The 23,844-nt window shown below is 51.0% G+C and carries 23 protein-coding genes and 1 other RNA gene; 17 read left to right on the top strand and 7 right to left on the bottom strand.

All coding sequences use genetic code 11. The features are described from left to right. The first annotated feature begins 59 nt into the window (after nucleotides 1–59). From ACTHTU_RS04975 to murU, 14 genes are all read left to right on the top strand, one after another. Nucleotides 60–1,961, top strand: a complete 1,902-nt coding sequence (locus ACTHTU_RS04975; protein WP_440361933.1) for a polysaccharide biosynthesis protein — start codon at nucleotides 60–62, stop codon at nucleotides 1,959–1,961. A gap of 43 nt (nucleotides 1,962–2,004) precedes the next feature. Further along, on the top strand, nucleotides 2,005–3,132 hold the full coding sequence (locus tag ACTHTU_RS04970) for a polysaccharide export protein (protein ID WP_440361932.1): 1,128 nt from the start codon (nucleotides 2,005–2,007) through the stop codon (nucleotides 3,130–3,132). Between the two features lie 171 nt (nucleotides 3,133–3,303). Beyond that, a complete protein-coding gene (locus ACTHTU_RS04965) occupies nucleotides 3,304–3,753 on the top strand; it encodes a low molecular weight protein-tyrosine-phosphatase (protein ID WP_070460478.1) in 450 nt (149 codons plus the stop codon). A 26-nt stretch (nucleotides 3,754–3,779) separates the two neighbouring features. Continuing rightward, nucleotides 3,780–5,939, top strand: a complete 2,160-nt coding sequence (locus tag ACTHTU_RS04960; RefSeq protein ID WP_440361931.1) for a polysaccharide biosynthesis tyrosine autokinase — start codon at nucleotides 3,780–3,782, stop codon at nucleotides 5,937–5,939. 135 nt (nucleotides 5,940–6,074) lie between these two features. Then, nucleotides 6,075–7,064 (top strand): NAD(P)H-dependent glycerol-3-phosphate dehydrogenase, encoded by a 990-nt coding sequence (locus ACTHTU_RS04955; RefSeq protein ID WP_107810433.1) that lies wholly within the window; start codon nucleotides 6,075–6,077, stop codon nucleotides 7,062–7,064. A 74-nt stretch (nucleotides 7,065–7,138) separates the two neighbouring features. Then, the gene (locus ACTHTU_RS04950) at nucleotides 7,139–7,462 is read left to right on the top strand and encodes a hypothetical protein (RefSeq protein ID WP_039864236.1); all 324 of its coding nucleotides are present in this window, start codon (nucleotides 7,139–7,141) and stop codon (nucleotides 7,460–7,462) included. 11 nt (nucleotides 7,463–7,473) lie between these two features. Then, the gene (locus ACTHTU_RS04945; protein ID WP_070460483.1) at nucleotides 7,474–7,770 is read left to right on the top strand and encodes a cell division protein ZapA; all 297 of its coding nucleotides are present in this window, start codon (nucleotides 7,474–7,476) and stop codon (nucleotides 7,768–7,770) included. A 14-nt stretch (nucleotides 7,771–7,784) separates the two neighbouring features. Then, a non-coding RNA gene (gene ssrS / locus ACTHTU_RS04940) (6S RNA) lies at nucleotides 7,785–7,965 on the top strand. A 178-nt stretch (nucleotides 7,966–8,143) separates the two neighbouring features. After that, nucleotides 8,144–8,575 (top strand): 50S ribosomal protein L13, encoded by a 432-nt coding sequence (rplM, locus tag ACTHTU_RS04935; protein ID WP_003684605.1) that lies wholly within the window; start codon nucleotides 8,144–8,146, stop codon nucleotides 8,573–8,575. A 12-nt stretch (nucleotides 8,576–8,587) separates the two neighbouring features. Beyond that, nucleotides 8,588–8,980, top strand: coding sequence for a 30S ribosomal protein S9 (gene rpsI, locus ACTHTU_RS04930; RefSeq protein WP_003681515.1), 393 nt, complete (start codon nucleotides 8,588–8,590; stop codon nucleotides 8,978–8,980). Between the two features lie 84 nt (nucleotides 8,981–9,064). Beyond that, nucleotides 9,065–9,574 carry a protein disulfide oxidoreductase gene (locus tag ACTHTU_RS04925; protein ID WP_440361930.1) on the top strand — a complete coding sequence of 170 codons (510 nt, stop codon included), beginning with the start codon at nucleotides 9,065–9,067 and terminating at the stop codon, nucleotides 9,572–9,574. A 339-nt stretch (nucleotides 9,575–9,913) separates the two neighbouring features. Continuing rightward, a complete protein-coding gene (hpaR, locus tag ACTHTU_RS04920; protein WP_003681518.1) occupies nucleotides 9,914–10,351 on the top strand; it encodes a homoprotocatechuate degradation operon regulator HpaR in 438 nt (145 codons plus the stop codon). Between the two features lie 10 nt (nucleotides 10,352–10,361). Next, nucleotides 10,362–10,862 carry a 4-hydroxyphenylacetate 3-monooxygenase, reductase component gene (hpaC, locus tag ACTHTU_RS04915; RefSeq protein WP_440361929.1) on the top strand — a complete coding sequence of 167 codons (501 nt, stop codon included), beginning with the start codon at nucleotides 10,362–10,364 and terminating at the stop codon, nucleotides 10,860–10,862. 86 nt (nucleotides 10,863–10,948) lie between these two features. Further along, the gene (murU, locus tag ACTHTU_RS04910; RefSeq protein WP_440361928.1) at nucleotides 10,949–11,644 is read left to right on the top strand and encodes an N-acetylmuramate alpha-1-phosphate uridylyltransferase MurU; all 696 of its coding nucleotides are present in this window, start codon (nucleotides 10,949–10,951) and stop codon (nucleotides 11,642–11,644) included. Nucleotides 11,645–11,736: 92 nt separating this feature from the next. Here the strand turns inward: murU and rarD are convergent, their stop codons facing one another. The 5 genes from rarD to ACTHTU_RS04885 form a co-directional block, all read right to left on the bottom strand. Beyond that, a complete protein-coding gene (gene rarD / locus ACTHTU_RS04905; RefSeq protein ID WP_440361927.1) occupies nucleotides 11,737–12,639 on the bottom strand; it encodes an EamA family transporter RarD in 903 nt (300 codons plus the stop codon). A gap of 176 nt (nucleotides 12,640–12,815) precedes the next feature. Next, a complete protein-coding gene (gene tsaD, locus ACTHTU_RS04900) occupies nucleotides 12,816–13,886 on the bottom strand; it encodes a tRNA (adenosine(37)-N6)-threonylcarbamoyltransferase complex transferase subunit TsaD (RefSeq protein WP_128582085.1) in 1,071 nt (356 codons plus the stop codon). 99 nt (nucleotides 13,887–13,985) lie between these two features. Beyond that, nucleotides 13,986–15,173 (bottom strand): c-type cytochrome biogenesis protein CcsB, encoded by a 1,188-nt coding sequence (gene ccsB / locus ACTHTU_RS04895; protein WP_440361926.1) that lies wholly within the window; start codon nucleotides 15,171–15,173, stop codon nucleotides 13,986–13,988. Further along, the gene (locus tag ACTHTU_RS04890; protein WP_440361981.1) at nucleotides 15,166–17,118 is read right to left on the bottom strand and encodes a cytochrome c biogenesis protein ResB; all 1,953 of its coding nucleotides are present in this window, start codon (nucleotides 17,116–17,118) and stop codon (nucleotides 15,166–15,168) included. Before ACTHTU_RS04890 ends, ccsB begins: the two co-directional genes overlap by 8 nt. Before the next feature lie 269 nt (nucleotides 17,119–17,387). Continuing rightward, nucleotides 17,388–18,011: a c-type cytochrome gene (locus ACTHTU_RS04885; RefSeq protein ID WP_003749030.1), complete on the bottom strand. Its 624-nt coding sequence runs from the start codon at nucleotides 18,009–18,011 to the stop codon at nucleotides 17,388–17,390. A gap of 215 nt (nucleotides 18,012–18,226) precedes the next feature. Between ACTHTU_RS04885 and yihA the strand changes: the two genes are divergently transcribed. Then, nucleotides 18,227–18,868, top strand: coding sequence for a ribosome biogenesis GTP-binding protein YihA/YsxC (gene yihA, locus ACTHTU_RS04880; RefSeq protein ID WP_036492739.1), 642 nt, complete (start codon nucleotides 18,227–18,229; stop codon nucleotides 18,866–18,868). A 342-nt stretch (nucleotides 18,869–19,210) separates the two neighbouring features. Then, nucleotides 19,211–19,672 (top strand): PepSY domain-containing protein, encoded by a 462-nt coding sequence (locus tag ACTHTU_RS04875; protein ID WP_234394609.1) that lies wholly within the window; start codon nucleotides 19,211–19,213, stop codon nucleotides 19,670–19,672. Nucleotides 19,673–19,755: 83 nt separating this feature from the next. Here ACTHTU_RS04875 and ACTHTU_RS04870 read toward each other — a convergent pair whose 3' ends face one another. Next, nucleotides 19,756–19,974, bottom strand: a complete 219-nt coding sequence (locus tag ACTHTU_RS04870; protein WP_128582088.1) for a hypothetical protein — start codon at nucleotides 19,972–19,974, stop codon at nucleotides 19,756–19,758. Then, complete coding sequence (locus tag ACTHTU_RS04865; RefSeq protein ID WP_107857404.1) at nucleotides 19,952–20,185, bottom strand: RNA-binding S4 domain-containing protein; 234 nt, start codon at nucleotides 20,183–20,185, stop codon at nucleotides 19,952–19,954. The genes ACTHTU_RS04870 and ACTHTU_RS04865 overlap by 23 nt, the downstream gene beginning before the upstream one ends. Nucleotides 20,186–20,350: 165 nt before the next feature. Between ACTHTU_RS04865 and dnaE the strand changes: the two genes are divergently transcribed. After that, on the top strand, nucleotides 20,351–23,785 hold the full coding sequence (gene dnaE / locus ACTHTU_RS04860) for a DNA polymerase III subunit alpha (protein WP_440361925.1): 3,435 nt from the start codon (nucleotides 20,351–20,353) through the stop codon (nucleotides 23,783–23,785). Nucleotides 23,786–23,844 lie beyond the last annotated feature (59 nt).

Here is a 23,844-nt window from a genome sequence, read left to right as displayed (position 1 = left end):
CCTGCTTCAAACAATCCGTACCAAGCCACATTACAACACTCAGACACAAGAAATATAAAATGAACTTGGAAACCCTGCTGGCTCTGCCGCGCAACCTTAAAAAAACCTTCTTCGTCATTCACGATATCTTGATGATATTCGTGGCGTTTTGGTTTGCCCAAAGCCTCAAAGTGCAATATTCCGACGAATGGTTGAGTATCGCCAACTGGCTGGCTTTCGGCAGCACCGCTGTGCTGACCATCATCCTTTTCATCCGTATCGGCCTCTATCGCGCCGTAACACGCTTCGTCAGCATCCGCGTCCTGACCGCCGCCGCATTCGGCAGCATCATTTCAGCGGTCTTGTTCTGCCTGACCACCCTGATTTTTGAACAAAAACTACACCTTGCCCTGCCCATCGTCTATTTCTTGGTCTTGGTGGTCGGCGTAACCAGCTCGCGCATGATCCTGCGCGCGATTCTGACCGACCATCACCGCAAACAGATGACCCCTGTCATCATCTACGGTGCAGGCCAATCCGGCCGCCAGTTGTTGGAAGCCATCAAACAGGTTAACGAATATTCGGCCATTGCCTTTGTCGATGACAACCCGAAAATCCAACGTACCGTCATCTATGACCTTGCCGTCTACAACCCCAATGAAATCCCGATGCTGATCAGCCGCTACGGCGTCCGCAAAATTCTGCTGGCGATTCCAAGTTCTACGCCTGAAGAACGCAAAGACATCATCCGCCGCCTCGAAGCATACAAATGCGAAGTCCTGACCATTCCGGGCATGAAAGATTTGGTCGACGGCAAAATCAACGTCAGCTCATTGAAAAAAATCTCTGTGGTCGATTTGCTCGGCCGCGCACCTGTGGCACCGCGCCCTGAATTGATGAGCGCCGACATCAGCGACAAAGTCGTGATGGTGACCGGCGCAGGCGGCTCTATCGGCTCCGAACTTTGCCGTCAGATTCTCAACTGCCGTCCGACCAAACTGCTGTTGTTTGAATTGTCCGAATTTGCCCTATACAGCATAGACAAAGAATTGCGCGAAACCCAAGCCGCGCAAGGTAGCCAAGTAGAAGTCGTACCGCTTTTGGGTTCGGTTCAAAACAAAGAACGCCTTAGCAGCATCATGAAGGCCTATCACGTCGACACAGTCTACCATGCCGCAGCCTATAAACACGTCCCTATGGTTGAGTTCAACACCATAGAAGGCATTCAAAACAACGTGTTCGGCACACTCTGCTGCGCGCAGGCTGCCGTAGATGCAGGCGTTTCCACCTTTGTTTTGATTTCCACCGACAAAGCCGTCCGTCCGACCAATACCATGGGCGCCAGCAAACGCATGGCCGAACTCTGCCTGCAAGCGCTTGCCGCCGAACCAGAACAAAAAACACGCTTCTGCATGGTACGTTTCGGCAATGTATTGGGTTCGTCCGGCTCCGTTGTCCCTGTATTTGAAAAACAAATTACCGAAGGCGGCCCGATTACCCTGACCCACCAAGACATTACCCGCTACTTCATGACCATTCCCGAAGCGGCGCAACTGGTTATCCAAGCCGGTGCAATGGGTAAAGGCGGCGATGTCTTCGTCCTCGACATGGGTGAATCTGTCAAAATCATCGACCTTGCCCGTCAAATGATTGTCCTCAGCGGCCTCAAAGTCAAAGACGAGCAACACCCACACGGCGACATCGAAATCAAGATTACCGGCCTGCGCCCAGGCGAGAAACTTTATGAAGAACTGCTCATCGGTGATGAGGTGCAAAAAACCACTCATCCCCGTATTATGACCGCCAGTGAAGTAATGCTTCCATGGACGCAATTATCTGACATACTGTCGGAACTCGAAACCGCTTGTTTCCAAAGCGACCAAAACAGCCTGCGCCAGCTTCTGTTGCGTGCACCGACAGGCTTCATACCTAAAGACGGTATCTGCGACTTGGTTTGGCAACAAAACAACAAGGCCGTCTGAACATTTTCAGACAGCCCGGACACCATACTGCAAGGACTACTACATGAAAAAAACTCTCTCCCTGCTTACTCTATTTGCACTGGCTGCCTGCAACAGCACGACAGTCATTCCCGGTTCGACCATCAAAATCCGAACCAAAACCACTGTTTACACTGACAAAGACACCGCCGCTGATACCAACCTCGACAGCCGCGTTGCCGTTTACCCCATCACACCCAACCTAATTGAAAAAATGCGCAAGCCGCCTGTACTTTCCCAAAACAACCAAGGTTTGGAGCAAAGCAAAAGTGCTTACCGCTACCGCATCGGCAGCGGCGACGTCCTCAATATCATGGTTTGGGCGCACTCCGACCTCAACTCCCCTATCCAGCAAAGCAACCCGCAAACCAACCAAGTCAGCCGCGGTGCCTGGGTAGATGAGGGCGGTTATATTACTTATCCATTGGCAGGCAAAATTCAAGCTAAAGGCAAAACTTTGGACGAATTGCAAAATACCCTGACCAGCCTTCTGAAACGCTACATCAAAAACCCTCAAGTAGCCATCAACGTTACCGAATTCCGTTCGCAACGCATTTCAGTATCCGGTGCTATCAACCAAGCAGGTCAGCAGCCGATTACCAATATCCCGATGACCATTTTGGATGCCATCAACCAAGCAGGCGGTGTCACCCAAAGTGCCGACACCCAACACATCAAATGGACGCACAACGGCGTCGACCGCACCATTTCCCTGCAAGACATGCTGCAATACGGCGATATGTCACAAAACCATCTCCTCAGCCATGGCGACATCGTTTACGTTCCTAACAGCAGCAACAACAAAATCTACATCATGGGCGAAGTCGGCAAACAAGCCACTCTGCCGATCGGCAATCACGGCCTCAACCTGACCCAAGCGCTCGGCGAAGTCGGCGGCATGAACCAAAACTATGCTGATGCAACCGGCGTATTCGTGATCCGCCGCGCACCAGAAGATGCGGCCAAACCTATCCACATCTATCAGCTCAACCTGAAAGATGCGACTTCTTACGCGCTGGGCAGCGAATTCAAACTGCGTTCGGAAGATACCGTTTACGTTACCGCCGCCCCGGTTACCCGTTGGAACCGCGTAATGTCACAAATTACCAACTCCATCAGCAACGTCAACACCCTCGACAATACATTTAAATAAACAGTGGTTCCTGCTGTCAGACCCTTGTTTGACAGCAGGATACAAAATTACGCACAATCCAAACCAATTACATAAACGGCATACAAAAGCCGTACACACCACATAAACGGAAAAGCAGTATCTTATAGTCTGACTCACGCTTTTTTCAGACCATAAACCGAAAACAATATCATGTACCACAACATACTCATCGTCTGCCTAGGCAACATCTGCCGCTCCCCTACAGCAGAGCGGATCATGCAGAAAAAACTACCCGGCCATCAAATCAGCAGCGCCGGCATAAAAGCACTGACAGGGAAGGATGCCGATTTCCAAGCCATTAAAACCGCACTCAAACACGGCGTTATCGTTGCAGGCCATACGGCACGCCAGCTGACCGCCCAAATGTGCGAGCAGGCCGATTTGATTCTTGTGATGGAGCCCAGTCAAATCGATATGGTGGCCGACATCCATTCGCCGGCACGCAGCAAAACCATGCTGTTTGCCCAATGGTTACCTAAAAAAACCGTACCTGACCCATACAAACAAAGCAGCGAAATGTTTGAAGCCGTTTTTGAACAGCTCAATGCTGCCGCAGACACTTGGAAAACCAAACTAAACGGAAAAACTCAACCGGTATAAAACCGGCATGAACAAGAAAGCAAGCAATGAAAAAAACGACCTACATACCTTACAGCGCAGACAACGACGACATCGACTTCGGCCAACAGCTGCGCGTAATTTGGACAAATAAATACAAAATCCTCGCTGCCCTGCTTGCAGGCGGCGTTCTTGGCGCAGCCTTCAGCCTGGCATCCACTCCGCAATACCGTGCCGATGCCATGCTGGAAATTGAAACGCGACAAAACCAAATCCTGACCGAAATCAACAGCATCTTCAACAACCAAACCACGCCGTCTGAAGCAGAAGTCGAGCTGGTTCAATCACGCTTGGTGCTGGGTAAAACCGTTGATGACCTTCAGCTTGACCAAGAAGTCAAAGCCAAATACACACCCGTTATCGGCAGCCTGATGCACAATATCAGCGGCGACCCCGATCCTAAATTGACCGTCGGCAGCTTTACCGTACAAGACGAATGGTTCAACAAAACCTTCACGCTGACCGCCAAAAGCAACAAGGCCTATACCCTTACCCTGCCTGACAAACGCGTCGTCGAAGGCAAGGTCGGCGTGCCTCTGAAAATCAACAATCACACCACCCTCAAAATCGATCAAATACTGGCCAATCCGGGTCAAGAATTTGCGTTGACCAAGTTCTCCCGCATCAGCGCCATCGAAAACATCCAAAACAAACTGGCTGTTATCAGCAAAGGTAAAACCAGCCCCATCATCAACCTTGCCTTTACCGGCACCGACCCTAAACGTACCAGCGTCATCCTCAACAGCATTGCCGACAACTACGTTGCGCAAAACCGTGAACGCGATGTCCAAGTTGCATCCAGCGGTTTGGCCTTCATCAGCGAAGAATTGCCACGCTTGAAAGAAACCTTGCAAGACGCTGAAAACAAACTCAATGCCTACCGCCAACAATCAGGCTCCCTCGACATTCCGCTCGAGTCCAAAGGCGCATTGGAAAGCCTGACCAGCATCGAAACCCAAATTACCCTGCTCAAAACCGAAGAAGCAGGCTTAGCCGAGCTGTACACGCCGGAACACCCTTCCTATAAAGCCGTATTGGACAAACTTGCCGTTCTCGAGCGCGCTAAAAACAAAATTAATCAACAAATCGCCGAGTTGCCGAATACCCAACAAGAAGTTATCCGCCTGACCCGCGACGTAGAAACCAACCAGGCTACCTACGTCCAACTGTTGAGCAAACAACAAGAACTCAACATCATGAAAGCCAGCGCGCAAGGTAATGTCCGCATCGTCGATTATGCCTATGTCCCTGAAAACCCCGTTGCACCGCGTAAAGCCGTAATCACGTTCCTGAGCGCACTTGCCGCAGGCTCATTGACCGCTTTGTGGCTGATGATTCGCAACCGCATGAAAAACGGCATTACTTCATCTGCAGAAATCGAAAACCTCAATTTGGAAGTCGTCGCTCTTGTTCCGCACTCCAAAACCCAGCAAAAACGCGACTTCTTCAAAAGCAAATTCAAGAAAACCGGCGGCCGTTCCAACTATCTGCTGGCCAGTGAAGACCGCGCCGATACTGCCGTCGAAGCCATCCGCGCCCTGCGCACCAATATCTACTTCTCCATGCTGGACGCGCCTAACAACATCCTCATGATTACCGGTGCCGCGCCTGAAGCAGGTAAATCCTTTATCTCCGCCAACCTCGCCACCGTAATGGCGCAGTCAGGCAAACGCGTTCTGCTTATCGATACCGATATGCGCAAAGGCTACCTCGACCGACTCTTCGGCCTTACCCCCGAGTTCGGCTTGTCTGACATCCTCAACGGCAAAGCGGCTCCGGCCAAAGCCGTACAAGAGACCGGCATTGAAAACCTCCACCTCATCAGCAGCGGCAGCTATCCTAGCAATCCATCCGAGCTTTTGATGGACAAACGTTTCAACGAGTTGCTCGCCCACGCGCGCCAACGCTACAATTACGTCATCTTGGACACGCCGCCTGTATTGGCCGTGACCGACGCCGTCATCATCGGCCAACATGCAGGCACCGTCCTGATGATAAGCCGTTATGCACACACGCGTGCACGAGAGCTTGAGGCCAGCGTTGAACGCCTCAAACAAAACCGTATCAACATCAAAGGTGTCGTCCTCAACGGCATGAAGCGCGAAGCCAACAACAGCTACGACTACTACGCCTACGATGCCTACCATTCCGGTAACAATAAATCATAAACCGAAGCAGGCCGTCTGAACTTTCAGACGGCCTAAGGCTTTTTAAACAGCACAAAAAATTTTTCACAAACGCCGCCCTTGCACCCCAAAGCCGTTTGTTTTAAAGTAAGCCCCGTTCCCATATGGAAGAGAAACATGAAAATTACCGTCATCGGCGCAGGTTCGTGGGGTACAGCTCTCGCGTTGCACTTTGCGCACCACAACAATGAAGTTGCCCTTTGGACACGCAATCCCGACCAAATCCGCACCCTGCAAGCAGATCGCGAAAACAAACGCGGCCTGCCCGGCTTCCCTTTCCCTGAGTCCCTAACCGTTCACGCCGATTTGGGAGAAGCGCTGAAAGACAGCCAACTTGCCCTGATCGTCACCTCCGTAGCCGGACTCAGAAGCAGCGCCGAGCTGCTCAAACAGCATAACGCCGCCGATATTCCCGTTCTCGCCGCCTGCAAAGGTTTTGAACAAGATACCGGCCTTTTGACTTTCCAAGTACTGAAAGAAGTCCTGCCTAACAATAAAAAAATCGGCGTTCTCTCAGGACCGAGCTTTGCCCAAGAACTTGCAGCACAACTACCTTGCGCCGTCGTGCTTGCTTCCGAAAACAAAGACTGGGTGGAAGAAACCACTGCCCAACTGAACACCAACGTAATGCGCCTGTACGGCAGCACCGACGTCATCGGCGTCGCTGTGGGCGGTGCCGTTAAAAACGTCATGGCAATTGCCACCGGCCTTTCAGACGGCCTCGAATACGGCCTCAATGCACGCGCAGCCTTAGTAACACGCGGCCTTGCCGAAATCACCCGCCTTGCCATCGCCATGGGCGCACAACCTAAAACCATGATGGGCTTGGCAGGCATCGGCGACCTTATCCTAACCTGTACCGGCGCACTCTCGCGCAACCGCCGCGTCGGCCTCGGCCTCGCAGAAGGCAAAGAGTTGCATCAAGTGCTTGTTGAAATCGGCCACGTTTCCGAAGGCGTCAGCACCATTGAAGAAGTCTTCAACACCGCTGCCAAATACCAAATCGATATGCCCATCACTCAAACCCTGCTGCAACTCATCCGCAAAGAAATGACCCCGCAGCAAGTCGTTGAACGACTGATGGAACGAAGCGCGCGCTTCGAATAAACGGTCGCGCCGTCTGCCATTCAGACGGCCTGACGCACAATATGGCGGCCATCAGGCCGTCTGAAGGGAAACACATGAACCAATCACTGAACAATCTGGAAATCAACGTTTACCAACTTGTCCAAAAATTTGAAACGCTGGTTTCAGAAAACCGCCGTCTCAACGAAGAAATCGACAGACTCAAACTCGAGCAAGAGCAACAAAAACACCAACACGACGCTGCCATTGACGAACTTAGTGAAGCCTTGCTGGTTCAAGTCGGCAAACTCAAAGAAGACCTGCAAAGCAAAATTGACAACCTGACTGCCGAAAAAGAAAACTACCGCAACGCGCTGGCCCAAAGTGCAGACCAAATCCGCAGCCTCATTGCCCGATTGCCCCAAGAAACACAACAATAAAAGGATGCCTCGTGAGTATCGAACAAGTCAATCTCGACATCATGAATGTCAACTTCACCATCAACACGCCGAGTGAAGAAAAAGCCACCCTCCTGCAAGCCGTTGAAATGCTAAACAAAAAAAGCGATGCGATTAAAGAAAGCGGCCGCATCGTCGGCACGGACAAAATCGTCGTCATGGCAGCCCTCAACGTTGTACACGACCTCTTGAAAGCCACCCTCAACGACGATTTGGCAATCGGTGAATTTGAGCGTAGAATAACCGACATGAACAACGCGTGCCAAAAAGCACTGGCGCGCTTGGAGTAAAACTGATTTTCCCCTTTTCCCTGCGGTGTTCGCGAAGGCATACATTCCTTTGAACCAATACGTTCGCTTTAGGTTGCCGGGAGCTGTAGTGGGCGCGAGCGTCCGTTTATCGGACGCACCCGAAACTACCCGAGGTGACCGCCTTGTCAGCAAGGTTCAAGCGGATTCAGCCTAAACGGCACTCGTGGGGATTCCCTAAAAAAGCCATACCGACAGGTGTGGCTTTTCCCTTTCCAAGTAAAGACTTTCGTAAAGATTTCCGGCCGTCTGAAAAAACCGCATATTCATGCATCAAACACGTTCGATTAAGATTGACAAAAACCAATCTCCTCTTTAAAATCCATAACTTTCTATATATATCTGGATTCCAACCATGAAAACCTTCTCTGCAAAACCCCACGAGGTGAAGCGCGAATGGTTCGTCATTGACGCAGAAGACAAAGTTCTGGGTCGTGTCGCAGCCGAAGTCGCACACCGTCTGCGCGGCAAACACAAACCCGAATACACCCCTCACGTTGATACCGGCGACTACATCATCGTCATCAACGCAGACAAACTGCGCGTGACCGGTGCTAAATTCGAAGACAAAAAATACTTCCGTCACTCTGGTTTCCCAGGCGGCATCTACGAGCGTACTTTCCGTGAAATGCAAGAGCAATTCCCAGGCCGCGCTTTGGAACAAGCCGTAAAAGGCATGTTGCCTAAAGGTCCTCTGGGCTACGCCATGATCAAAAAACTGAAAGTGTACGCCGGCGCAGAACACGGCCACGCTGCACAACAACCTAAAGTTTTGGAACTGAAATAATAAGGACACGACATGAACGGTAAATACTACTACGGCACAGGCCGCCGCAAAAGTTCAGTGGCTCGTGTATTCTTGACTAAAGGTACCGGCCAAATCATCGTAAACGGCCGTCCCGTTGACGAATTCTTCGCACGTGAAACCAGCCGCATGGTTGTACGTCAACCTCTGGTTCTGACTGAAAATGCTGAATCTTTCGACATCAAAGTTAACGTAACCGGTGGTGGCGAAACCGGTCAATCCGGCGCTATCCGTCACGGCATTACTCGCGCCCTGATCGACTTCGACGCAGCCCTGAAACCAGCTTTGTCTCAAGCAGGCTTCGTTACTCGCGATGCTCGTGAAGTTGAACGTAAAAAACCTGGTTTGCGCAAAGCACGTCGTGCAAAACAATTCTCCAAACGTTAATACGTTTTCAGAATCGAATCAAAAAGCCTTGCTCTGCAAGGCTTTTTTCATTTATAAAACAATAATCCAATATCCCCGCAATATATGATGAAAACCCTACTCCACTACGCCAAATCATTGCTTCAGGCTGTGATTATCTTCATCTTCTTATCCCTGATTGTCGACTGGGTGCGCAAGCCTGACCAACCCTTGCAGTTGACAGCACAAACACTGACTTTAATCGATGGACAAACCACCTCCCTCCAATCCTTCAGCCAGAACCGTGTTGCCGTTGTTTACTTTTGGGGTAGCTGGTGCGGTATTTGCTCGTACACATCGCCGACCATAGAAAAACTGCACCAAGACAATATCCCAACACTGGGCGTAGCCTTGCGCTCCGGAAGCGACGCGGACATTGCCCACCATATGCAACAAAACAATCTATCCTTTCCAAACTTCAATGATTCAGACGGCCTGATGGCTCAAAAATGGAATATAGCCGTCACACCGACCATTATCATATTAAAAGATGGCAAAATGATTCATCACACATCCGGACTTTCCAGTTATATCGGATTAAAAATCAGAATTTACTTGGCAAATATCTTCAGCTAAATTCATTGAAAATCCAATAAAAATAGAAAATCCAAAGAATAATTTCACCTGAATATATTCAACCAATTCGATTTCATAAATAAATAAACTATCTCTTTCCCAATAACATATGATTTTGTTGAGATTATAAAGAAAATAGACTAAGATATAACCATAAGAACAATTGGAAACATTATTATCAAAACAAACTGTTAGAGATCTTCATCTAATATTGTGGCAGTGATGCTTTTGTTCCCATGACCCGGCTGCCGACGGCAGCCTTAAAACAGCAATATTCGCCTTTATCAATCTACCTCACGCTTCAACGGTTTGATTTTTGATAACACCGGAGACTTAGTAATGCCCAACCAATCTAAACATGCATCTATCAATATCGGTCTGATTCAGGCACGGGAAGCATTGATGACCCAATTCCGCCCTATTCTGAACCAAGCCAATATTACTGACCAGCAATGGCGTATCATCCGGCTCTTAGCGGAAAACGGCACACTCGACTTTCAAGATTTGGCCAATCAGGCCTGCATCCTTCGCCCCAGCCTGACTGGCATTCTGACCCGCTTGGAAAAAGCAGGTTTGGCCGTCCGCCTGAAGCCTTCCAACGACCAACGTCGTGTTTACCTGAAACTGACGCCCGAAGGTGAGAAACTCTATGAATCCACCGGCGCATTGGTTGACGAACGCTACGATGCGATTGAAAAAGTTCTGTCCAAAGAAAAAATGGCACAACTCAAAGAACTCTTGGCAGAGCTGGCAAAAATCGAACAGGCATTAAAATAAAGAAAGCCGGATGACAGACTCAACACACACACTCAAGAGACCATTTCGAGATGCCATGGCCTCCTGTGCCGCCGGCGTACACGTCATCACGACAGACGGCGAAGCGGGACGCTATGGCATTACTATGACTGCCGTAACTGCCGTTACCGACGAGCCGCCGACGGTCATGCTGTGCATCAACCGCCAATCCGCCATCATTCCCATCCTGCAAGGCAACCGTGATTTGTGCATCAACACACTCAACGACAGCCAGCAGGATGTCGCCGAACACTTTGCCGGACTGACCGACCTCTCGCCCGAAGAACGCTTCGAATACCATATTTGGCATAGGGGACAAACCGGACAGCTCGAAGTCGAAGGCGCGCTGGCGCACCTGCACGGCAGCATTGTCGATCAACGCGAAATCGGCACGCATTACGTCTTTTTCGTTCAGATCAACGAAATCCGCAATACCGACACACAAACACCGGCATTGCTGTATTTCCGTAGGCAATTCAAATATTTGGCATAAATAAAGGTCTCAGGCCGTCTGAAACATCGGTTTCATTTTTCAGACGGCCTGAGACCTTTTCTGTTTCACACATTATAGGCACCCTCATGAAAGCAATGATACTGGCCGCCGGTCGCGGCGAACGCATGCGCCCCCTGACCGACCACACGCCCAAACCCTTACTCAAAGTAGCAGGCACGCCGCTTATCGGCTGGCACTTGCGCCGCCTGCAGCAGGCCGGTTTCACTGAAATCGTCATCAACCATGCCTGGCTTGGCCAACAAATCGAAGATACCTTGAAAGACGGTTCAGACTACGGCGTGCGCATTGCCTATTCTCCCGAGCGCGCCGGAGGCCTGGAAACCGCCGGCGGCATTGCCACCGCCCTGCCTCTTTTGGGCGACGAGCCGTTTTTGGTCGTCAATGGCGACGTATTGACCGACATTGATTTCCAAGCTGCACGACTGGCTGCCCAGCGTATGCAGGAACACAACCTTCTCGCCCATTTGTGGCTGGTGGACAATCCGCCACACCATCCCGAAGGCGACTTCGGCCTGCTTTCAGACGGCCTGGTATCCGCCTCATCCACAGACGGACAAGCCCTGACTTTCAGCGGCGTGGGCGTTTATCATCCCGCGCTTTTCAAAGACACCCCGGCGCACCAGGCTGCCAAACTTGCCCCTCTGTTGCGTCAGGCCATGAACCAAAGCCAAATCAGCGGCGAACACCACAACGGCCTTTGGTTGGACGTTGGCACCGTCGAACGCCTGCAAGAAGCCGACCGTATCGCCCAAAGCTGGTAAACAAAAGGGACGTACCCGATACGTCCTTTTTAATATTCAAGGCCGTCTGAAAATATTGGTCAACCCATTTTTCAGACGGCCTCAATCTATCATCAAGTTTTAGCCAATTTCTTTTCTTTCTTCATTCCCAACAAGCCATTGACAATCATCACGCACAATCCCGACCAAATCAGTCCGTAGCCGATCAATGCGCCGCCTTGCACCGGCTCGTCCAGCCATACAATCGACACAATAAAAAGCAATACAGGCTCCAAATAGCTCAACATGCCGAACACTGCCACCGGCAGTAACTGATTCGCCTTCAAATTCAAATGCATGGATATTGCACTATTAAAACCCAGCAACACAATAAAAAAGATTAAAACCGGTTTGGCCGCAATCATCGCCGGCGTATCCGTTGCAAATATAATATACGCCAATGCAAACGGCGTAATCATCATTAAATCAAAGGTCAGACCGATTAAAGAAGGCACGCCCAGTTTTCGGCGCAGCAGATAATAAAACGGATAGGTACCGAACACCCATACAGTCGTCCACGAAAATGCACCCGACCGTACCAATTCACATGCCACGCCTGCACACGCCAAGATTACCGCCACCCTCTGCAACCGGTTCAAACGCTCTTTAAACCAAATCCGTCCACCCAGCATCATCGCCAAAGGAAACAGGAAATAACCCATGGCGATGTTTACCCCTTCGCCGTTGACCGGCCCCCAGACAAACAGCCACAACTGGCTGGCAAATATCGGCGTCGGCAATACAATCAACAGCCACCGCTTCCAATCACGGCCGATATTGTTCGCAAAACGCGCCGCCGCCTGCCAACCGTTGACCATCGTCATCAGCACGCATAAAGCCGACAGCATCGCCACCATACGCCACGCAAAAATTTCCGTTCCGCTCATCGGCTGCATCCATACGCCGTACAAAAACAGCATGGCAAACAACAAATTGGACGCTATCGCAGCCAGCAAACCTTTGGATAAATTCGTCATTTCAGACGGCCTTTTGCAATCAATCAAAGTTAATATTGTAGAAAAAACGGATGAAAAAATTACTCATCTTTTTGAATGAAGTTTTACCGCAAACATCCGTTTCATTAAAGGCCGTCTGAAAACCATATCTTCAGGTTTTCAGACGGCCTTTCATTGCATCGAAGCAGTCTAATACATCAGTCCTGCTTCACAATATCCGACAGCGGCCAGCGCGGTTTGACATTGAATGCGCCGACAGCCTGACGCTCGGCAAGACGCATCGCGCCGGCAAAGGCAATCATTGCGCCGTTGTCGGTACAGTATGCCATCGGCGGAAAATAGACGTTGATTTTTTCTTCCTGAGGTTTGGGTTTGCCTTTTTCAGACGGCATTTTGACGGTTAAGCACGAAAATTCATCACGCAGTTTCCAGTTTGCACCCACGCCACCGGCAACCACCAAAGTTCTGAAGCCGGTATCCAACAACGCTTTTTTGGCTTTGGCCGCCAATACATCGACTACCGCATCTTGGAAGGCGCGGCAAATGTCGTTGCGTGTTTGTTCCGGAATTTCATCGCAACCGGTTTCGGCACGGACTTTTTCGACAGCGGTCAAAACGGCGGTTTTCAAACCGGAAAAGCTCATCTGCAAATCGTGCGAATGGAGCATGGGGCGTGGGAATGTGAAGGCATCAGGCGTACCGAGTTTGGCCAGCTCGGATAATTTGGCACCGCCGGGATAAGGCAAACCTAAAAGCTTGGCCGTTTTGTCGAACGCCTCGCCTGCCGCATCGTCCACGCTTTCACCCAGCAAAGTGTAATCGCCGATACCGCGTACAGCCATAAATTGCGTATGTCCGCCCGACACCAGCAAAGCAACAAATGGAAATTCAGGCTTGTCGTCTGCCAACAAGGGCGAGAGCAAATGGCCTTCAAGATGGTGAACGGGGATAACGGGCTTGCCGATGGCAAATGCCAACGCATTAGCAAAGCCTGAACCGGCCAGCAATGCGCCGCCCAAACCCGGGCCTTGCGTAAAGGCAACCGCGTCGATGTCGGCATAGCCTACGCCTGCTTCCTTCAAGCAACCTTGCGTCAACGGCACGACACGGCGGATATGGTCACGGCTGGCCAATTCGGGGACAACGCCGCCGTATTCGGCGTGCATCGCCATTTGTGTGTGCAAATGATGCGCCAACAGGCCGCGCTCGGTGTCGTAGAGCGCAACGCCGGTTTCGTCACAAGATGATTCAATTCCTAATACCAACATGGTTTGAGGCCGTCTGAAAAAATGATTAAAAACGATTCAGACGGCGTTTTCTCCGAAAACGGAAAAAGGCCGTCTGAAATAAAGTGCGGAATAAGCGGTTTACAAAGTGCCGTAAGAATGCAGGCCGCTCAAGAACATATTTACGCCGATAAAGGCAAAGGCGGTAATGACCAAGCCGATGACCGCCCACCAAGCCAACACTTTGCCGCGCCAGCCTGCCACCAGCCGCAAATGCAACCAGACCGCGTAATTCAGCCAAACGATGAATGCCCAAGTCTCTTTCGGGTCCCAGCTCCAATAGCGGCCCCACGCATCGGCCGCCCACAATGCGCCGAGGATGGTGGCAATGGTGAAGAACAGGAAACCGACGGCAATCGCTTTGTACATGACTTCTTCAATGACTTGCGAGTGCGGCAGCCATGATTTTTTGCCCGCATCTTCTTTTCGGAGTGCCAACAGTTCGGCAATACCCAGCATGGCGGCGATACAGAATGCGCCGTAGCCGATAAAGTTGGCCGGAACGTGGATTTTCATCCACCAAGACTGCAAAGCAGGAATCAGCGGCTGAATGGCATGCGCCTCGCGTGAAACGCTGTACCACAAGACAAATCCGACCACAATCGCCATAAAGCTGAAGACAAAGCCACCCAGTTTTTGTACGGCAAAACGGCCTTCGTAATAGAGATACATCAGCGCCGTAATGACCAAGAACAAGATGAATACTTCGTAAAGGTTGGAAACCGGAATATGGCCGGCATCGGGACGCAGCAGATAGCTTTCATGCCAGCGCACCAGCAAACCGACAAAGCCCGCCATCGCGGAGACCCACGCAAACACGGTACCCATGCCCAAAAGCGTATTGGACGGCACATTTTTGCGCACCGCCGCTATCGCGCCGACGATATAAGCAAACAAGGCAAAGAACACAAACGCGCATTGCCACATAATCGCCGACTGGCTGCTTAACAGGTATTTGAGCAAGAAGCCGTCTGCATGTTTGATATCGCCGCCATACAAATCAACGGCAAAATACGCCAGGCACACACCCACAGGGATAAACCAGCGCATCGGTTTGAAAAACCAACCCAGAAAAACGGCAATACCGGCACTCGCCCACAAAATCACCATTTCGTAGATGTCCATGTGCAGACCGGCTTGGGTTTGGGCAATAAACGCACCGATGGCAATCAGCAGTGCGAATGCCCAGTCGAAGAGGTTGAGGTTTCGGATAAATGATTTGTGTGTCAGAAGCTCATGCTCGGGCAAGGCCTGATGTTTGTTATTCATGGTTCAAATCCTTGGCAAGCTGCTGCAATTGCCGTGTGTGTTGCGGAAATTCTTTCTGCAAGTCGCGTTCGTTGCGGCTGGAAGACATGGCAAAACGGATACGGCCGTCTGAAAACAGCAGCCAAGCACGTTTTTCACGGATATAGAACATAAATACCGTGCCCAACACCAGCAATACCGAACCCAAATACACCAAGAATTCCCCCGGAGAACGGGTCATCTGCAGGCCGGAAGAGCGCACTTCGGAATAGCCGTCCAATTGCAGCAACATCGGCGCAGGATACTCGGTCAAACCGGTGTAGGCGTCCATTGCATGCAGCAGGAAGCGGTTGCGCTTTTCGTCTTGCGGCCAAGCCGGCAGATTGTATGTACTGATCGTATCTTCCAAAGCGGCATTCATCACGCCATAGAGCATCTCGTAGAAATAGCCCTGCATTTTTTCCTGCTGATCTTTGGGAATGTTGGTGGTAACAAACTCGTCCAAAGCCAAATAGCCGCCTTTGGCAAAAATCGACAAGGTGTTTTCCGCCGCCGCCATGAATTGCTCGCGGATTTCGGCGGGTGCGCCTTTGACGGCGTTGGCAACGGTTTTACGGCGTGCCGCGTCGTCTTTCAAATATTGGCGCAAAGCCATAAAGGTATCGATTTTGCCGTTTTTATCCATCGGAATGCGCAACCAGCGGTATTGCTGCGCCAAGCCGCTGCGTGTGCCGGTAATGAAGAAATAGTCTTCATCTTGTTTTACCGGCAGCATATAGTTTTTATATTCGACCGCCTGCCCTGCTTTATCGCGGATGCGGTAAACGATAGACGGGCCGATATTGGTGTATTTTTTGCCTTCTTGACGGACGGAGCGAACATCATTGATGGCGGATTTCAGGTTTTGCTCTTTTTCAGACGGCTCGCTCATGTCTTCGACGTTCATCGAAGTAAACTGGTCGAATTCCAATTTATAAGAAGCCTTGCCCAAATCCAGCGGAAACTCGCGCATGGAAGTTGCTTTGAGTTTGACCGAAGTACGGTCGGCATCAGCCAGATTCCACGCTTTAAACGTCAAATCCGAGCCGCCGTCGGCGAAACTTGCCTGATAAACCGTAATACCGTGCAGCGTCAAAGGATGGTTGACGCGGATGGTGTGTTCGCTGACTTTGCCGGTTGCCTTGTCCGTGACTTCCAAGTCGCTGGCGAAATCGCGCGGCATACCGGTATCGTAAAAGTCGATATGGAATTTCTTCAATTTGACGGAAAACGGCAAGTCTTGCACGAGCATGCCGTTATCCGCATTCAGAAATACCACGTCCGCGCTCTGCCCTTCCGAAATATTGACATTGCCCCTAAACGACAAATTGGACGTACCCAACACGCTTTCGGGCTTAAAGTCTTTGGCGTAAACCGCCGTATTGTCCGGCACGACCCGGCCGGTAAGCATACCGATTTTCAGCAGAATATTGCTGTCTATCAAACCGCCCAAACAAATCACAATCAGCGCGGCATGGGCAAAGATATAGCCCCATTTGTTCATCGCACCTTTTTTCGCCGCCACCAAAACCGAACCATCTTCACGCGTAACGGTTTTGCAGCCATAGCCCTGCACTTCCAAATAACGTTGCGCGACTTCGGGCGTTACCTGTCCGTCTAAAACGATAGAATGGCGCATTGCCGCCAGTGATTTTTCCTTCGCGTTTTCACGGAACGAACGAATCTCGCGCAAAAACGGCGGAACATTGCGAATCAGGCACAATCCGGTGGAAATCACCAAAAACATCATGATGACAACGAACCACGCCGAGGCGTACACATCATACAGGCCCAAAAAGCCGAAAATCTGCGACCAAAACGGGCCGAATTTCACTAAATAATCGACTTGTGGCTGGTTTTGCTGCAAGACCGTACCGATAATCGAAGCCACGCCCAACAGGCTGAGCAGGGCAACGGCAAAACGCATGGAGCTGAAAAAGGCAAACCATGGTCTACGGATAAGTGGGACGGATGATGAAGATTTACTCATGTCTCAAATGTCGGCTTGGGGCAACCCGATCCGATGGAACGGACTGCTATGACGTGTGATGCGAAAGGAAGAATACTGCATATTGCAGTAAAAATCTTGCTGTCGCTATTTGAAAAAACCAATCAGGCTTATCGGTTTATATTGGCTAAGGCCGTCTGAAGGGTTTTCAGACGGCCTGTATCAATAAACTCGCTTCAGAACGAAATTTAGTGCAAACCTTGAATGAAGTTGGCTACTGCGTTCAACTCTTCTTCGCTCAGGCGGTTGGCAATATCGGCCATGATGGCGTTTTTGCGTTGGCCGGATTGGTAAGCCTTCATTTGCTCGACAACGTAAGCTTTGTGTTGGCCGCCCAGACGAGGATAGGCTTGGATTTCAGTACCGCCGCCAGGGATACCTGCGCCACTAGGACCGTGACAAGACATACATGCCGGCAGTTTTTTAGCGCTCAGGCCGCCGCGATAGATTTTCGCGCCCAGCTCTGGGTTTTCTTTAGGATTGGCTTCGCCCGGTTTGCCTTGTTGTTTGGCGTAGTAGGCGGCAGCGTCGCGGATGTCTTGTTCGGACAAGTTCATCACCATCGGTTTCATCACGCCGGCAGCACCGTGGGTACGGGTACCGTCTTTGATGGCCATGGTTTGGCCGTAGACGTAGGCCGCAGCCTGACCTGCCAGTTTAGGATAAGTTGCGATACCGCTGTTACCATCGGCTGCGTGACACGCCGCACAGATAGTAGTCGCTACCTGTTTGCCTTTTTCAGCATCTGCTTTAGGGGCAGCGGAAACCGCACCGGCAGCCAATACCAAGGCCAATAAAGTCAATCGTTTCATGGAGTGCTCCTGATTACAGCATTGCGTACCGCGTCAATGCCTTTTTTATACTCAAATACCGGGGAATTTTCCCGATTAAAACCGATAATTCTATAAACGTGCTATTCTATACCAAGTTTACATTAAATTACTACTCAAATTACCAAACTGCTGCAACATAAATGCTCGATACAAATTATGATGTTGCAGTTTTGTTTCCATGCAAGGAAATACTGATGAACCTTTTTCAAAACGCCAAATTCTTTACAACGGTCAACCATTTGAAAGACCTGCCCGACACGCCGGCCGAGATTGCCTTTGTCGGCCGAAGCAATGCCGGCAAATCCAGCGCTATCAATACTTTAACAAATCATGTGCGCCTTGCCTACGTTTCCAAAACACCGGGCCGCACCCAACACATCAATTTCTTTGAGCTGGAAAACGGCAATTTCATGGTCGACTTGCCCGGCTACGGCTACGCGCAAGTACCGGAGGCCATTCGTGCGCACTGGGTCAAACTCTTGGGCGACTACCTGCAACAACGCCGCCAACTGATCGGCCTGATTTTGATTATGGACTCGCGCCATCCGCTCAAGGCTTTAGACATTCAGATGCTGGACTTTTTCCACATCACCGGCCGCCCTGTGCATATCCTGCTGTCAAAAGCAGACAAGCTGTCTAAAAACGACCAAATTAAAACGTTGGCAGCTGTAAAAAAATCACTCAAACCCTACACCGACCGCCAAAAAATCAGCGTTCAACTGTTCTCCAGCCTCAAAAAACAAGGTATGGACGAAGTCAATCAAGTGGTCGGTTCATGGTTTGACGCGCATCGCGAAGAAATCGAGAATCTTGCAGGCGAAACATCGCCTGAATGATTGTAAAACAAGGCGGCGACAAATGAGTTGACCAACCGCAAATCTTATTCCGTCATTTGGTTTCTCACCATCGCGTTTACCATTTCATTCAGGGCATGTATCACACATGCCCTTTTTTCATCACGCTTTTGTTTTCACACACAAACCAAAACTTTCGCCAAATATGCCATCACAACATATCAGCAAGGCCGTCTGAAAGACGCGGCTTCGATCTCCATTATTATTAAAGTGTTAATTTTAGTATTGCAACCCATTACACATCTTAGCGTTTTGCTCATGTTCAGCTAATTGTTGAGGCATAGAATACATTCATCGTTCAACAACACAGTAGGAAAGAAAATCATGAAACGCATTAACGCTTTTATTTCAAAAAAACTCATCATTGCCGGTATTATTGCTTCAAGTTTGGGCGTTGCCGGTGCGGCAGGTACCATGGCTTTCAAAGAAGGTATGTTTGCAAAGGTTTCCGGCCAGCAAGCAGCCGCAGCAGCGGTAGCAGAAGTGGGCGGCGTCGTTAAAGATGTCGATTACAAATACAAACAACATTTGGGCGGCCGTTACAAAGTAGAAATCTTGAAAGACGGCGTCGAATACGAAGCTTTGGTTGATGCTCAAAACGGCAAAGTATTGGCAGTAGCACAAGATGACGATCAAGACAAACGACACTTTGGTAAACATGATAAGCATCATAAACATGACAATGCTGAGCCCTCTTCATCGCAAAATACAGATTATCAGGCTCCTGCCGATGCTGCACCTGGCACACCTGAAAATGCAACCGCTTCCGAGGTAACACAATCTTAATTTAAACTTTAAAAAAGCCAATGCCGTCTGAAACTTTCAGACGGCATTGGCTTTAATGCAGCATTGTTTGAAGCCAATCGTTTTCAGACGGCCTTTGCCTCATCTTCGCCATCAGTCCAACCAGCTTCTTTCAATTTCCGCTGTTGCGCGTCGTAGCGTGCTTTTTCCGCCCAATAAAGCGTCTGGATACAGGCATCACCACACTCGCTGCCGCAACATTCCCACGATTCGGGGCGGACAGGTTCGTCTAAAAGCGGTTCGCCCAAGATGGCTTCAGCTTTATTCTTCAGGGTCGTATCCATCGGCAATTTCCAAGCGTGCGCCGTCAAATTCAATCACTTCGCCGCCGCGTATTTTGGCGGTTTTGCGCATTTCAGTTTCGCCGTTGCGCAACACCAGCCCTTCGGCGATAAACGCTTTTGCCTGTCCGCCACTTTCAGCTAGGCCGGCCAATTTCAACAGGTCGCATAAAGCGATGTATTCGTTGTCTTCAAGATAGACGGTTGCTTCCATCATTTAATCCTTTTCAATAATGGCGATATTTTAACATGGCCGTCTGAAAGAAAGCCCCCTTCTGTTTTATTTGCTTTATCCAACCTCATTACATTTGGTTTTCAGACGGCCTTTAGCTGCCAACCCTGCTACAATACGCCTTTTATTGTTCACGCCGATTTTGCCATGACCGAGCCGACCTACATCCCCCTGCGCCTGCATACCGAATTCTCGATTACCGACGGTATGGTGCGGATTAAAAAACTGATTGCCAAAGCGCAGGAATACGGTTTGCCTGCTTTGGGCATCAGCGATTTGATGAACGAATTCGGTTTGGTGAAATTCTATAAAGCCTGCCGCGGTGCAGGGATTAAGCCCATCGGCGCGGCGGATGTGTGGATAGGCAATCCGAATGCGCCCGACAAACCGTTCCGTGCCATGTTGATTATCCGCAACGATGCGGGCTATCTGCGCTTGAGCGAGCTTTTGACGGAGGCCTATGTCGGCAAAGACCGCAATATCCATCATGCGGAACTCAATCCCGAATGGCTGGAAAACGGCGACAACAGCGGCTTGATTTGTTTGAGCGGCGCGCATTACGGCGAAGTGGGCGTGAATCTGTTGAACGGCAATGAAGACGCGGCGCGTACGGCGGCGTTGAAATATGCGGCGTGGTTCCCCGATGCGTTTTATTTAGAGCTGCAACGCCTGCCCGAACGCCCTGAATGGGAGACTTGCGTTTCCGGCAGCGTGAAGCTGGCGGAGGAACTGGGTTTGCCGGTGGTGGCGACGCATCCGACACAGTTTATGAGCCGCGACGATTTCAACGCACACGAGGCGCGGGTGTGCATCGCAGGCGGCTGGGTATTGACGGACAAAAAACGTCCGCGCGATTTCACGCCGAGCCAATTTTTCATTCCACCGGAAACTATGGCCGAACGTTTCGCCGATTTACCCGAAGCCTTGGAAAACACGGTGGAAATTGCCAAACGCTGCAATCTGCACATCACATTGGGCAAAAACTTCCTGCCGCTCTTCCCTACTCCGGACGGCCTGTCGCTGGACGATTATTTGGTGAAGTTGTCCAACGAGGGTTTGCAGGAACGCATGGTTCAGCTTTATCCCGACGAGGCGGAGCGTGCGGCAAAAATGCCGGAATATCAGGAACGTTTGGATTTTGAGCTGAACATCATTATCCAGATGAAATTCCCCGGCTATTTCCTTATCGTACAAGACTTTATCAACTGGGCAAAAACACACGGCTGTCCGGTAGGACCGGGCCGTGGTTCGGGTGCAGGCTCATTGGTGGCGTATTCATTGAAGATTACCGACCTTGATCCGCTCAAATACGCCCTACTGTTCGAACGTTTCTTAAACCCTGAACGCGTCTCCATGCCCGACTTTGACGTTGACTTCTGTCAGGCAAACCGCGGCCGAGTGATTGAATATGTGCGCGAAAAATACGGCGCGGATGCGGTAAGCCAGATTGTTACCTTCGGCACAATGTCCTCCAAAGCGGTCATCCGCGACGTAGGGCGCGTGCTGGAACTGCCGTTTATGCTGTGCGACAAACTGTCCAAGCTGATCCCGTTGGAAGCCAACAAACCCCTGAGTTTGGAAAAAGCCATGGAGGCCGAGCCGCAGATTCAGGAATTAATCGAAGCGGAAGAAGCGGACGAACTGATTACGCTGGCGAAAAAGCTGGAAGATTTGACGCGCGGTTTGGGTATGCACGCGGGCGGCGTGTTGATTGCGCCGGGCAAGATTTCCGATTACAGCCCTGTGTATCAGGCGGACGAATCCGCATCTCCCGTATCCATGTACGACAAGGGCGACGTGGAAGACGTGGGTTTGGTGAAGTTCGACTTTTTGGGTCTGCGCAACCTGACCATTATCGAAATGGCGCAGAACAACATCAAAAACACCACCGGCGATATCGTCGATGTCGGCAAGATTCCGCTTGACGACCAAGCCGCCTATCAAATCTTCCGCGATGCGAACACCACCGCCGTCTTCCAGTTCGAGTCGACCGGCATGAAAAAAATGCTGAAAACGGCGCACACCACCAAGTTTGAAGAACTCATCGCCTTCGTATCGCTCTACCGCCCAGGCCCGATGGACAACATCCCCGACTTCGTCGCGCGCATGAAGGGTCAGGAATTCCAATATATTCACCCGCTGCTCGAAGGCATCCTCGCGCCGACCTACGGCATTATGGTGTATCAGGAACAAGTGATGCAGGCGGCGCAGATTATCGGCGGCTACTCGCTCGGCGGCGCGGACTTACTGCGGCGCGCCATGGGTAAGAAAAAACCCGAAGAAATGGTAAAACACCGCGAAATCTTCGCCGAAGGCGCGGCAAAACAAGGCATTTCGCGCGAAAAATCCGACGAAATCTTCAACTATATGGAAAAATTCGCCGGCTACGGTTTCAACAAATCCCACGCCGCCGCCTACGCTCTGATTTCCTACCAGACCGCATGGCTCAAAGCGCACTATCCCGCCGAATTTATGGCAGCGACCATGTCGTCTGAATTGGACAACACCGACCAGCTCAAGCATTTCTATGACGACTGCCGCGCCAACGGCATCGAGTTCCTGCCGCCCGACATCAACGAATCCGACTACCGCTTCACGCCGTATCCGAACATGAAAATCCGCTACGCACTCGGCGCGATTAAAGGCACGGGCGAAGCCGCCGTCGAATCCATCATCGCCGCGCGGCAAAGCGGCGGCAAGTTTACCGGCCTCTTGGACTTCTGCGAGCGCGTCGGCAAAGAACACATGAACCGCCGCACCCTCGAAGCCCTGATACGCGGCGGCGCGTTCGACAGCATCGAACCCAACCGCGCCATGCTCTTGGCGAACATCGACCTAGCCATGAACAACGCCGACCAAAAAGCCGCTAACGCCAATCAGGGCGGGCTGTTTGACATGATGGAAGACGCCATCGAACCGGTGCAGCTCATCGACACACCGATGTGGAGCGAGTCGGAAAAACTCGCCGAAGAAAAAACCGTCATCGGCTTCTACCTCTCCGGACACCCGTTCGGCCCATATGCCCAAGAAGTCCGCCAAATCGCCCCGACCAAGTTAGGCCGTCTGAAACCGCAAGACAGCGTGCGCCTCGCCGGATTCGTGACCGCCGTACGCACCATGATGGGCAAACGCGGCAAAATCGCCTTCGTCAGCCTCGAAGATTTGAGCGGACAGATTGAAATCATGGTCAGCGGCCACACACTGGAAAACTGCGCAGACTACCTCAAATCCGACCAAGTGCTGATTATCGAATCCAAAGTCAGCCGCGACGACTACGGCGGCGGCGACGGACTGCGCATCATGGCAAACCAAGTCATGACCCTGCAAATGGCGCGCGAACGCTACGCCCGCAGCCTCAGCCTCGCCCTCGCCCCCGGCCACGACATCACGCGCCTCGCCGCCATCCTCACTACACACCGCCTGCCCGACACGTCGCACATCCCGCTGCAACTATCGTACAGCAACGGCAAAGCATCGGGTAAATTGAAAATTGCGCCCAAATGGATTGTAACGCCAAGCACCGCCTTGTTTGACGAACTGGAAACATTGCTCGGCAGCAGGGCAGTTCGCGTGAATTGGTAAAACTAAAGGCCGTCTGAAACTATACGTTCAGACGGCCTTTAATTTAAAAAGCGCTTTAA

Source organism: Neisseria sp. P0020.S005 (assembly GCF_051957055.1).
Taxonomy (GTDB): Bacteria; Pseudomonadota; Gammaproteobacteria; order Burkholderiales; family Neisseriaceae; genus Neisseria; species Neisseria subflava_A.
The sequence above is the reverse complement of the archived record's forward strand: the minus strand, read 5'-3'. Positions and strand labels throughout refer to the sequence as shown.